At 72.9% G+C, this 11051-nt stretch carries 11 protein-coding genes; 1 reads left to right on the forward strand and 10 read right to left on the reverse strand.

Going from position 1 to position 11051, the window contains the following annotated elements:
- The first annotated feature begins 99 nt into the window (after positions 1–99).
- A complete protein-coding gene (locus tag V1258_RS10515) occupies positions 100–1503 on the forward strand; it encodes a hypothetical protein (RefSeq protein WP_329749643.1) in 1404 nt (467 codons plus the stop codon).
- A gap of 9 nt (positions 1504–1512) precedes the next feature.
- On the opposite strand, the gene V1258_RS10520 is transcribed toward V1258_RS10515, so the two are convergent.
- The 10 genes from V1258_RS10520 to pyrH all read right to left on the reverse strand — a co-directional run bounded on the left by V1258_RS10520 (position 1513) and on the right by pyrH (position 10997).
- Positions 1513–2367 (reverse strand): GNAT family N-acetyltransferase, encoded by an 855-nt coding sequence (locus V1258_RS10520; protein WP_329749644.1) that lies wholly within the window; start codon positions 2365–2367, stop codon positions 1513–1515.
- A gap of 8 nt (positions 2368–2375) precedes the next feature.
- A complete protein-coding gene (gene ispG, locus V1258_RS10525) occupies positions 2376–3533 on the reverse strand; it encodes a flavodoxin-dependent (E)-4-hydroxy-3-methylbut-2-enyl-diphosphate synthase (protein WP_329749646.1) in 1158 nt (385 codons plus the stop codon).
- A 143-nt stretch (positions 3534–3676) separates the two neighbouring features.
- On the reverse strand, positions 3677–5017 hold the full coding sequence (locus tag V1258_RS10530) for a M50 family metallopeptidase (RefSeq protein WP_329749647.1): 1341 nt from the start codon (positions 5015–5017) through the stop codon (positions 3677–3679).
- A 2-nt stretch (positions 5018–5019) separates the two neighbouring features.
- Entirely contained in the window at positions 5020–6225 is a 1206-nt protein-coding gene (gene dxr, locus V1258_RS10535) for a 1-deoxy-D-xylulose-5-phosphate reductoisomerase (protein ID WP_329749649.1), read from the reverse strand.
- Positions 6222–6770: a DivIVA domain-containing protein gene (locus V1258_RS10540; RefSeq protein ID WP_329744740.1), complete on the reverse strand. Its 549-nt coding sequence runs from the start codon at positions 6768–6770 to the stop codon at positions 6222–6224. Before V1258_RS10540 ends, dxr begins: the two co-directional genes overlap by 4 nt.
- Before the next feature lie 86 nt (positions 6771–6856).
- Positions 6857–7294 (reverse strand): DivIVA domain-containing protein, encoded by a 438-nt coding sequence (locus V1258_RS10545; protein WP_329749650.1) that lies wholly within the window; start codon positions 7292–7294, stop codon positions 6857–6859.
- Between the two features lie 66 nt (positions 7295–7360).
- The gene (rlmN, locus tag V1258_RS10550; protein WP_329749652.1) at positions 7361–8641 is read right to left on the reverse strand and encodes a 23S rRNA (adenine(2503)-C(2))-methyltransferase RlmN; all 1281 of its coding nucleotides are present in this window, start codon (positions 8639–8641) and stop codon (positions 7361–7363) included.
- Positions 8638–9588: a phosphatidate cytidylyltransferase gene (locus tag V1258_RS10555; protein ID WP_329749654.1), complete on the reverse strand. Its 951-nt coding sequence runs from the start codon at positions 9586–9588 to the stop codon at positions 8638–8640. The genes rlmN and V1258_RS10555 overlap by 4 nt, the downstream gene beginning before the upstream one ends.
- A 10-nt stretch (positions 9589–9598) precedes the next feature.
- Positions 9599–10120 (reverse strand): ribosome recycling factor, encoded by a 522-nt coding sequence (gene frr, locus V1258_RS10560; RefSeq protein ID WP_329745080.1) that lies wholly within the window; start codon positions 10118–10120, stop codon positions 9599–9601.
- A 121-nt stretch (positions 10121–10241) separates the two neighbouring features.
- Entirely contained in the window at positions 10242–10997 is a 756-nt protein-coding gene (gene pyrH, locus V1258_RS10565) for a UMP kinase (protein ID WP_329744736.1), read from the reverse strand.
- Positions 10998–11051: the final 54 nt, after the last annotated feature.

Here is an 11051-nt window from a genome sequence, read left to right on the forward strand (position 1 = left end):
CTTTCACGACAAGGGATGCGCGCCGGAGGCGGCGATGGCGAGCGCGGCCCCCATCGTACTGGCCGCTCCGGATGCTCGGGCCCCACGTACGCTGAGGCGATGAAGGGCGCCGACCGGGATCCGGGAGCGGGAGGGGACACCTCCCGCCGACGTGTGCTGCACGGGGCGGGCGCCCTCGCCGCAGTCGCCGCGCTCGGGGGCGGCGGGTACGCGCTCGGGAGCGCGCTCGGCCTCCCCCACGATCCCCGCACCGTGGTGCCGCTGTCCTCGGCGACGGTCGCGCTCGCCGCCGACGGCACGAGGGTCCCGGTGGGCGGGCAGGCCGGTGCCGCGGCGCTCCACCCGGGGACCCGGCTGCTCGCGGACGTCCCCGCCGGCTCCGCTCCGGCGCGGCGCGCGGAGGAGTTCCTGGCCGGGGCCGCCGCCTGGCGCGACCGGATCACGGGCGCCTCCGATCCGACGGGGTCGACGGACCTCTCCGCGCCATCCCGATCGGCCCCGAAGATCTCGGCCCCCGAGCTCGCCGACTCCGCGCTGTGGGACCTGTGGATCCTCTCGGACGGGCTGGCCGCTCCCGTGGCGGGCTGGACGTCCAAGTGGCGGTACATCTGGCCGCGGGACACCGCCTTCTCCGCCGTCGCCCTGGCCCGTGTCGGCCATCTCGCCCGGGCCCTCGACGCCCTCGAGCACCTGCAGCGGATCCAGCCGGCCACCGGATGGTACGAGGCGCGCTACGTGCCCGGCACTGATCGGGCGCCCGATGACCGACCGCCCCAGTTCGACGGCACCGGTCTGGTGCTGTGGGCGGTATCCGAGGTGGTCGAGGTGGCCGGAGAGCGACGCGGCGAAGTGCTGGACCGGCTCGCGCGGCTGGTGACCACCTCCGCCGCCCTGCTGCTCGAGGAGACCGCGGACGGGCGGCGGCCCCCGCCCGTGAGCCCCGACTACTGGGAGGTGCGCGAGCGCCGGGTGACCGCGGGCATCCTGGCCGCGACCCTCGCCGGGCTGCGCGCCGCGGCGACACTCACCCAGGAGGACCGGGTCGTCCACGGCGCCGAGGCCTTCGCGGCGCTGACGCGCGAGGACGTGGCGGTGCGCGGGGTGCGCCGCTACCGGCGCGGCGGCGGCGCGGACTCCGGGGCCGCCTTCCTCGACGCGACCGGGCACCACGACCTGCTGCAGAGCACGGACCTGCTGGGCCTGCGCGGCGCGCTCGCCCGACCGGCCGGCGGCATCGCCCCGGGGGCGTCCTGGAAGCAGGACGGGATCAGCTGGACCCCCTCGACCAGCCTGCTGGCCCTCGCGCTCGCCCGGCGCGGGGAGCACGAGGCCGCCGGCGAGATCCTGGACTGGCTCGCCGCGCATCGCACCGAGGCCGGCTCGCTCCCGGAGAAGGTGCTCTTCGACGGCCGGCCCGCCGCCCTCGCCCCGCTCGCATGGACCGCCGCGAACGTGCTGCTGGCCTGCGACGCCCAGGCGGGGACGGGATCCGACGCCGCCTGAGCCGGCACCTCAGAACAGCAGCGTGGTCAGCTCGCCTATCTGCCGGAAGCCCGCGGCGGCATAGGCTCGCCGCGCCGGCTCGTTGAAGTCGTTGACGTAGAGCGAGACCTGGGAGGCGTGGTCCCGGCGGACCTGGCGTACGAGATCGGTCATCGCGGCGCGCGCGAGTCCGCGACCGCGGTGCTCGGGTCGCACCCACACGCCGTGGATCTGTGCGACGGGTCCGAAGAGCGCGCCGACGTCGGCCTTGAAGAGCACCAGCCCGTCCTGCATGACCACGTAGGTGCGGCCCTGTCGGATCAGCTCGGTGACCCGCGCCCGATAGGAGCGCCCGCCGTCGCCGGAGAGCGGATCGATGCCCACCTCCTCGCGGAACATCGCGACCGCGGCGGGGAACACCGCCCCCTCCTCCCCCGGCAGGGCCGGGCGCAGCAGCCCCGCACCCGGCAGCGCCGGGAGCACCGCCGCGTCGGCCGCGAGCAGCAGCGGCTGGCTCCAGCGGAGCTGGCGCACCTCGCCGCCCCAAGCCGGGGCGAGCTCGTGCCACAGGGCCTCGACCGCCCGGCGCTCCCCCACCACGCTGCTCGCCCGCCGGGCACGACCCGCCATGTGGCGGCCGAGCTCGGCGAGCGCCGCGGCGTCGCCGCCGAGCGGGGAGAGGTTCACGCCATGCCACAGCAGGGCGCTCGGGGCGGCGTCCTCACCGATCACCGAGAACTCGTGGGCGACCGACGCGCTGCGGCTGAGCTCCCGCAGGCGCGCGCCGCCGAGCGCATTCACCGCGGGGTCGCGGAGGGCGAGGGCGAGCGCCGCCTCGGCGCCGCCGGGGCGGAGCGGACGGACGCGTGCCCCGCGCCGGAACATCCGGTCTCTCAGCTCACGGAGACGGACGGGGCACCGGACTCGCTGTCCTCGCCCATCTCAGCGGCGATGCGGTTGGCCTCGGCGAGCAGCGTCTCGACGATCTCGGCCTCGGGGACGGTCTTGATGACCTCGCCCTTGACGAAGATCTGGCCCTTCCCGTTGCCGGAGGCGACGCCGAGATCGGCCTCGCGCGCCTCGCCCGGGCCGTTGACGACGCAGCCCATCACGGCCACGCGCAGCGGCACCTCGAGGTGCTTGAGCCCCTCGGTGACCTTCTCCGCGAGGGTGTAGACGTCCACCTGGGCGCGACCGCAGGACGGGCACGAGACGATGTCGAGCTTGCGCGGCTTGAGGTTCAGGGACTGCAGGATCTGGTTGCCGACCTTGACCTCCTCCACGGGCGGGGCGGAGAGGGACACACGGATGGTGTCGCCGATGCCCTCGCCGAGCAGGATGCCGAAGGCGACGGAGGACTTGATCGTGCCCTGGAAGGCCGGGCCCGCCTCGGTGACCCCGAGGTGCAGCGGCCAGTCGCCCTCCGCGGAGAGCTGACGGTAGGCCTCGACCATGATGATCGGGTCGTTGTGCTTCACCGAGATGCCGAAGTCGTGGAAGTCGTGCTCCTCGAAGAGGGACGCCTCCCACTTCGCCGAGGCGACGAGGGCCTCGGGGGTCACCCGGTCGCCCTTCATCATGCGCGGGTCGATGCTGCCCGCGTTCACCCCGATGCGCAGGGCGGTGCCGTGGTCCTTCGCGGCCTTCGCAATGTCCTTGATCTGGTCGTCGAAGCGACGGATGTTGCCGGGGTTCACGCGCACCCCCGCGCAGCCCGCCTCGATCGCGGCGAAGACGTACTTGGGCTGGAAGTGGATGTCGGCGATGACCGGGATCGGGGACTTCGCGGCGATCGCGACGAGGGCGTCGGCGTCCTCCTGGCGGGGGCAGGCGACGCGCACGATGTCGCAGCCGGCGGCGGTCAGCTCCGCGATCTGCTGCAGGGTCGCGTTGATGTCGTGGGTGGGCGTGGTCGTCATCGACTGCACCGTGATCGGTGCGTCGCCGCCCACGTAGAGGTCGCCCAGCTTCACCTTGCGGGTCTTCCGCCGGGGGGCGAGGACCGGGGGCGGGGTCTTGACGGAGGGGATGCCGAGGCTCACGGAAGTCACCAACCCATTATCGCCCCGCGCCCGCGGACATGGGGGCGAGGTGCGACACCTCCACGGCACCTCCCGATTCCGGGCACCGGCGGGACGCGCTCGGAAGCAGGGCGCAGCGGGCGCGCCGGCCGGGCGCGGCAGCGGGGCGGGCGTCAGAACAGGGTGATGGGTTTGACGATGTCCGCGTACAGCAGCAGGACGGTCATGAGCAGGAACACGATCGCGACCGCGTTGGTCAGCGGCAGCATCCGGGACATGTCCACGGGGCCGGGATCGGGGCGGCCGCGCAGCCGGGCGATCAGCCGGCGGACTCCCTCGATCAGCGCGCCGAGCACGTGCCCTCCGTCGAGCGGCAGCAGCGGGACGAGGTTGAACACGAACAGCGCCATGTTGAGCGAGGCGAGCATCGAGACCAGGGTCGCGGTCTTCTCCTTCAGCTCGAAGCCGGGCTCGTCGGTCGCGGCGACCTCGCCCGCGAGGCGCGAGACCCCGACCACGCCGAGGGGGCCCTCGGGGTCTCGCTCGGCGCTGCCGAAGGCGGCCTGGGCCACCTCGTACAGCCGCACGGGCAGGGTGAGGATCAGCCGACCGGTCTGGGTGAAGGCGCTCCAGGCCATGGCCGGCACCTCGGTGGGCGACTGCGGCACGAGGTCGGGCGTCCCGGAGACGCCGAGGAAGCCGACCTCCTCGGTCAGCAGCGTGCCGTCCGCGGCGTACACCACCGACCCCTCCTCGTCGAGCACCGGGCGGGCGTCGACGATGGGGGTGGCCTGCAGGGTAAGGGTCTGCCCGTCGCGCTCCACGACGACGTCGACGGTGCGGTCCCCCGCCCCGCGGATGGCCTCGGTGACGTCGGCCCAGGTGTCGATCTGGTGCCCGTCGATCACCTGCAGCGTGTCCCCGGGCTGGATCCCGGCGGCCAGGGCCGGCGCCTCGGGCCGTCCCTCGCAGGAGACATCGGCCGGGGCGTCGGCGGGGACCACGCACTCGGAGACGGTCTGCACCGTCGGGGTGACGGCCGGCAGGCCGATCCCGCTGACCAGAACCAGCATCAGCACGAGCGAGATGAGCAGGTTCATGGTGGGCCCGCCGAGCATGACCACGAGCTTCTTCGGCACGGACAGCGCGACGAAGGTGCGGTGGGCGTCCTCGGGCCCGTAGAGGGAGGACTCGTACTCCTTCGCCTCCCGGGACATGCTGGACAGCTGCTGGACGAGGCCGGTGGAGTCCTCCCGGACCGTCCCCTCGGGATCGCCGCGGTGCGGCGGGAACATGCCGATCATGCGGATGTAACCGCCGAGCGGGAAGGCCTTGAGGCCGTACTCGGTCTCGCCCCGGGTGCGGGAGAGGATCGTCGGCCCGAAGCCGACCATGTACTGGGTCACCCGCACGCCGAACAGTTTCGCGGGCACCAGGTGGCCCACCTCGTGCAGCGCGATGGAGAGCGCGAGACCGAGCGCGATGATCAGCACCCCGAGGGCGAACAGCAGCATGGTCAGCCCTCCCGGGAACCGATGATCGCGTGGGCTGCGGTGCGGGCCCACGCCTCGGCCTCGAGCAGGGCGGGCACGCCGCCGGCGAGGGTCGCCCGCGGCCGACAGGGGTCCTCGAGGACCGCGGCCAGCAGCTCGGTGATGCCGAGGAAGGACAGGCGGCCCGCGAGGAAGGCGTCGACCGCCTCCTCGTTCGCGGCGTTGAGCACGGCCATCGCCCCCTCCCCGGCGCGGTGCGCCGCGCGGGCGAGCCGGATCGCGCCGAAGGTGACCTCGTCGACGGGCTCGAAGGTCCACGACTGCGCCGTGGTGAAGTCGAGGGGGCGGGCGAGGCCGGGGAGCTTCTCTGGATGGGCGAGGGCCCAGCCGATCGCGTGGCGCATGTCCGGGGGGCTGGCCTGGGCGATGGTCGAGCCGTCCACGAGGGTCGCCATGGAGTGGACGATCGACTGCGGGTGGACCACCACGCGCACCCGGTCCTCCGGCAGGTCGAAGAGGAAGCAGGCCTCGATCACCTCGAGCGCCTTGTTGACCAGGGTCGCCGAGTTGGTGGTGATCACGGGGCCCATCGCCCAGGTGGGGTGCGCGAGGGCCTGCTCGGGGGTGACGTCGACGAGCTCGGCGCGGGTGCGGCCGCGGAAGGGGCCGCCGGAGGCGGTGACCACGAGGTGGTCGACCTGGTCCGGTCGCACCCCGGCAAGGGCCTGGGCGATCGCGGTGTGCTCGGAGTCGACCGGGAGGATCTGTCCGGGGGCGGCGGCGCCGGTGACGAGCGCACCGCCGACGACGAGAGACTCCTTGTTCGCGAGCGCGAGACGGGCACCGGAGGCGAGGGCCGCGAGGGTCGGCTTGAGCCCGACGGATCCGGTGATCGCGTTCAGCACCGCGTCACCGGGGCCCAGGGAGCCGGCGAGGCGCTCGACCTCGGCGGCGCCGTCGGAGAACGCCGGCGCCGCGATCCCCTCCGCGGCGCAGGCCGCGGTCACGGCCCGTTCGACGTCCTCGGCGCGATCGGGGTCCGAGATCACGAGCTGCTCGGGGCGATGGGCGAGGACCTGCTCGGCGACGAGCGCGGGGCGGGACCCGCCCGCGGCGAGGCCGTGCACCCGGGCGAGACCCGGGTAGCGGGTGAGGACCTCGAGGGTCTGGGTCCCGATGGACCCCGTGGATCCCAGCAGGACGAGGCGGCGGCCCCCCGCGTCGGTCACGGGACGGAGGCCATCACGTCCGCGACGTGGTCGAGGTAGACGTCGACCACGGCCTCACGGTACCCCTCGGGGCCGCGGCGACGGCGGAAAGCCGCGCGGCGGACATCGTCCACGCTCATCGGCAGGCCGTCGGTGAAGTAAGCGACGAGCTGATCGCAGAGGGCGTCGACGTCGGCCTTGTCGTAGGCGGGCTCCCCCTGGGCGGCCGGGGAGAAACGATCCCCCGCGGGACGCTCGAGCCGCTCGCGCAGCACCTCGGCGCGACGGGTCAGCTGGGCCACCCACGCCTCCTCGCCCTGCTCGGCGATCGCGTCGTCGCGGGCCTGCAGCGCGAAGGCGTCGGACAGGCGGTCGAGCGCCTCGTCGACCACGCGCATGTCGTAGCCGCCGCGCTCGGTGCCGAAGCTCGCCGAGGTGATGTCGGCCCCGCCGAAGGAGGCGTCGCGCCCCTCGTAGGCGGTGCGGGCGCGCGCCAGGAACTCGTCGACCTCGCGCATGTCATAGCCGACGCTGAGACGCGAGACGCGCTCGAACGAATTGCTCACCAGTGGATCCTTCCTCGGTGCTGTCGGTGACCCACTGTAGCGGCGGGTGCCGGATGGGTCTGGGAGGCGCGGGGACGCGGGGCGGCTCAGCGATCGCGGCCCAGGAGGCGGTGGAGGAGGCCGGGCCGCCTCCCGGACGCGTCCCCGCCGAGCAGCCGCCCGGTCGCCGGATCGCGATCCTGCGCGGGCGGAGTCGTGCGCGGCGCGACGGGCCGGTCCGCGCGGGCGCCGGCGGGGCCGCGGCCGGGGTCGCCTCCCGGCAGCGGCTCCGGCTCCTCGCCCCGCTCGAGCGCGGCGAAGCGCGGCGTGAGCTCCTCGTCGAGGAACACGTCCACCTGGTTCATGTCGTAGGCCTCGCGGAAGCGCGTGGTCGTGAACCGGTGGTGGACGACCGAGCGGGCGGTGACGGAGCCGTCGCGGGTCGCGAGGGCGCGCTCGCAGAGGTCGAGGAACTCGTCGACCTCCTGCTGGTCGTACCCCTCGCCGAAGCGGGTGGTCTCGAAGCGGACGTCCAGGGCGATCATCTCCTCGGGTGGGTGGCGCCGGGGGCTCCCGGACGTCGCGGCTCGGCGGTTCGGCGGCTCAGCGGCTCAGTCGTCCGCGGTCGGGGCGGCGGCCGCGGCGACCGCCTCGACCCGAGCCACGCGTGCCTCGCGGTCGGCACGGTGGGCGTCGGACTCGATGACCTCCGCGGCGAGCTGCCCGCAGGCGCCGTCGATGTCGCTGCCGCGCGTGTCGCGGATGGTCGCGGAAATCCCGTTGTCGCGCAGGATCTCGACGAAGCGCTTCTCGTCCCGCGGGTCCGAGGCGGTCCACTTCGAGCCCTTCACCGGGTTCAGCGGGATCGGGTTCACGTGCACCCAGTGGGCGCCGCCCTTGGAGATCAGCCGGTCCGCGAGCAGCTGGGCGCGATGCGCCTGGTCGTTGATGTCGCGAATCAGGGCGTACTCGATGCTCACCCGTCGGCCCGTGGCCTCGAAGTACTCCCAGGCGGCGTCGAGGATCTCGTCGACGTCGAAGCGGGTGTTGATGGGGACCAGCTCGTCGCGCAGCGCATCGTCGGGGGCGTGGAGGGAGACGGCGAGGGTCACCGGGATCTCCTCCTTGATCAGCTTGCGCACGGCCGGGGCGAGGCCCACGGTCGAGACGGTGATATGGCGGGCGCCCATCCCGAAGCCCTCGGGCGCCGGGGCGTTCAGCCGCTTGCAGGTCGTCGCGACGGGACGGTAGTTGGCCAGTGGCTCCCCCATCCCCATGAAGACGATGTTCGAGACCCGGCCGGTGCCGCCGGGCAGCTCGCCGCGAGAGAGCATGCGGTTCGCGATCCGCACCTGCTCGAGGATCTCGGCGGTGGAGAGGTTGCGGGTCAGTCCCATCTGGCCCGTCGCGCAGAAGGGGCAGTTCATGCCGCAGCCGGCCTCGGAGGAGATGCACAGCGTGACGCGGTCGCTGTAGCGCATCAGCACGGACTCGACCATCGAGCCGTCGTAGAGCTTCCAGAGGAACTTCTGGGTCGCGCCGTGGTCGGCGGACTGGCGCGAGACGACCGTGAGCAGCTCGGGGAAGAAGCGGTCCACGAGCTCCTGCCGACGATCCTTGGGGAGGTCGGTGAGGTCCTCCGGATCCGTGGTGAAGTGCTCGAGGTAGTGGGTCGAGAGCTGCTTGGCACGGAATCCGGGCAGCCCCATCTCCTCGACGGCGGCGATGCGCTCGGCGAGTGTGAGGTCCGCGAGGTGGGCGGGGGCCTTGCCGCGGCGCGTGGGGCGCAGCTGCAGCTGGCCCGGGGCGAGCGCGACCTTCTGGCCGGGCACCGCCTCCCGCGAGAGGTCGGGCAGGTCGGCGGTCGGATCGGACGCGGGGCGGGTGCTCATGGCAGCAGGACCTCCAGCAGGATGTAGGTGGTGGGAGCGGCCAGCAGGATGGAGTCCACCCGGTCCAGCACACCGCCGTGGCCGGGCAGCAGATGCCCCATGTCCTTGATGCCGAGGTCGCGCTTGAGCAGCGACTCGGCGAGATCACCGGCGGTGGAGACGACGACGAGCACGACTCCGAGGGCGATCGCGACCCACAGCGGCAGGTCGAGCACGAGGTGGCCGAGGGCCGCGACCCCGCTCGTCCCCAGCAGCAGGGAGCCGGCGAAGCCCTCCCAGCTCTTCTTGGGGCTGATCGTCGGGGCCATCGGGTGGGAGCCGAAGAGGACGCCGGTGATGTAGCCGCCCACGTCGTTGCCGACCGGGCCGAGGACGGCGAGCAGCACCAGCAGCGCCCCGTCCTCCCGGCCGTGCAGCAGCAGTGTGAAACTGCCCAGGAAGGCGATCCAGACGAGGCAGAAGACTCCCCCGGCCACGTCCCGCAGGGCGCTGAGGCCCATCGACTCGGTGACCCGCCAGAGGATCAGCACGCAGACCGCGACGGCGGTCGAGACCAGCAGGCCCTCCTGGTCGAAGACGACCGTGGAGACGGTCATCCCGACCACGCCCACCAGCAGCGGCACGGCCGGCACCCGCAGACCCCCGTGCCCCAGGGCGCGGGTCAGCTCGAGCACCGCGAGCACCATGATCACGCCCACCAGGACCGGGAAAGCCGGCGGGAACAGGAACAGGGCACCGAGCAGCACGCCCGCCAGAGCCAATCCCACGGCGATCGCGGCCGGGAGGTTGCGGCCCGGTCCGCGGCGCTTCGCGTGCACCGGCTCCGTGGTCACCGGCCCGGTCTTCGCCGGCGCGTCGGCCGACGGGCTCGCGTCGACCACGCCGACGGCCGCCTCGACCGGGGTCGGGGCGGCCGGGCGCGGCGGGGGTGCCGGGACGGTGCTCACGGGAGAGGGCTCAGATGGTCTCGAGCTCGGTCTCCTTGGCGCCGAGCGCCTCGTCGACCTGCTCGATGTACTTCTTGGTGAGCGCCTCGAGCTCCTTCTCGGCCCGGGTGCCCTCGTCCTCGCCGATCTCCTTGTCCTTGACCAGCTTCTCGATCGCCTTCTTGGCGTTGCCGCGGGAGCCGCGCACGGAGACGCGGCCGTCCTCGGCCTTGTTCTTGGCGAGCTTGACGTACTCCTTGCGGCGCTCCTCGGTGAGGGCGGGGAGGACGACGCGCAGCGTGTCACCGTTGTTCGTGGGGTTCACGCCCAGGTCCGACTCGCGCAGAGCGGTCTCGACCGCCGCCATCGCGGACTTGTCGTAGGGGGTGACGATGATGGTGCGCGCCTCGGGGAACTGCAGCGAGGCGAGCTGGTTCAGCGGGGTCGCCGCCCCGTAGTACTCGACCATGATGCCCTGGAACATCGCGGCGTTCGCCCGACCGGTGCGGATCGCGCTGAACTCCTCCTTGGTGGCCTCGACGGCCTTGGACATCTTGCCCTCGGCGTCCTTCAGGATGGTGGCGGTGTCGCTCACGGGATGCTCCTCGGTGTTCTTCTGGATGGTGCGTGCGTCCATTGTCCCGCACGGGTGGGCCGCGGGACGGAGGACCGGGTCAGTCGGCGGTGACGACGGTGCCGATGCGGTCGCCGCGCATGGCGCGGGTGATGTTGCCTGGGGCATCCAGGCCGAAGACCATCATCTGCTGGGCGTTGTCCATGCAGAGGCTGAAGGCGGTCGAGTCCACGACCTTGAGGCCCTGCTGCAGCGCCTCGTTGTAGGTGACGTGCTCGAGCTTCTTCGCCTCGGGGTTCTTGCGGGGATCGGAGTCGTAGACGCCGTCGACGCCGTTCTTCGCCATCAGCACCTCCTCGCAACCGATTTCCAGCGCACGCTGCACGGCGACGGTGTCGGTGGAGAAGTAGGGCATGCCGGCGCCGGCGCCGAAGATGACCACACGGCCCTTCTCGAGGTGGCGGACGGCCCGCAGCGGGATGTACGGCTCGGCGACCTGGCCCATCTCGATGGCGGTCTGCACGCGGGTGGTGACGCCGCGCTGCTCGAGGAAGTCCTGCAGGGCGAGGCAGTTCATGACGGTGCCGAGCATGCCCATGTAGTCGGCGCGGCGGCGGTCCATGCCGCGCTGGGAGAGTTCGGCGCCGCGGAAGAAGTTGCCGCCGCCGACGACGATCGCACATTCGATCCCCTGGGCCACCCCCTCGGCGATCTCGCCCGCGATGCGGGAGACGACATCGGGGTCGACGCCGACGGCGCCTCCGCCGAAGGCCTCGCCGGAGAGCTTGAGGAGGACGCGGCGTCCGTCCTGCTTCCGGGGGAGAACGGGTATCGGTGACGTGATCGTCTGGGTCATGTCGATCCTTCCGCGCGGGGTCCTCGGCGATGATACCGGCGCGGGGGGGGGGCG

It is taken from the genome of Brachybacterium sp. J153 (genome assembly GCF_036311905.1).
In the GTDB taxonomy this organism is placed as follows: domain Bacteria; phylum Actinomycetota; class Actinomycetes; order Actinomycetales; family Dermabacteraceae; genus Brachybacterium.

What these genes read in the sequence shown, in the direction of transcription:
- V1258_RS10515 (WP_329749643.1), top strand. Translation starts at nt 100, where the DNA reads ATGAAGGGCGCCGACCGGGATCCGGGAGCGGGAGGGGACACCTCCCGC.
- V1258_RS10520 (WP_329749644.1), bottom strand. Translation starts at nt 2,367, where the DNA reads ATGTTCCGGCGCGGGGCACGCGTCCGTCCGCTCCGCCCCGGCGGCGCC.
- V1258_RS10530 (WP_329749647.1), bottom strand. Translation starts at nt 5,017, where the DNA reads ATGCTGCTGTTCGCCCTCGGGGTGCTGATCATCGCGCTCGGTCTCGCG.
- V1258_RS10545 (WP_329749650.1), bottom strand. Translation starts at nt 7,294, where the DNA reads ATGATCGCCCTGGACGTCCGCTTCGAGACCACCCGCTTCGGCGAGGGG.
- rlmN (WP_329749652.1), bottom strand. Translation starts at nt 8,641, where the DNA reads ATGAGCACCCGCCCCGCGTCCGATCCGACCGCCGACCTGCCCGACCTC.
- frr (WP_329745080.1), bottom strand. Translation starts at nt 10,120, where the DNA reads ATGTCCAAGGCCGTCGAGGCCACCAAGGAGGAGTTCAGCGCGATCCGC.
- pyrH (WP_329744736.1), bottom strand. Translation starts at nt 10,997, where the DNA reads ATGACCCAGACGATCACGTCACCGATACCCGTTCTCCCCCGGAAGCAG.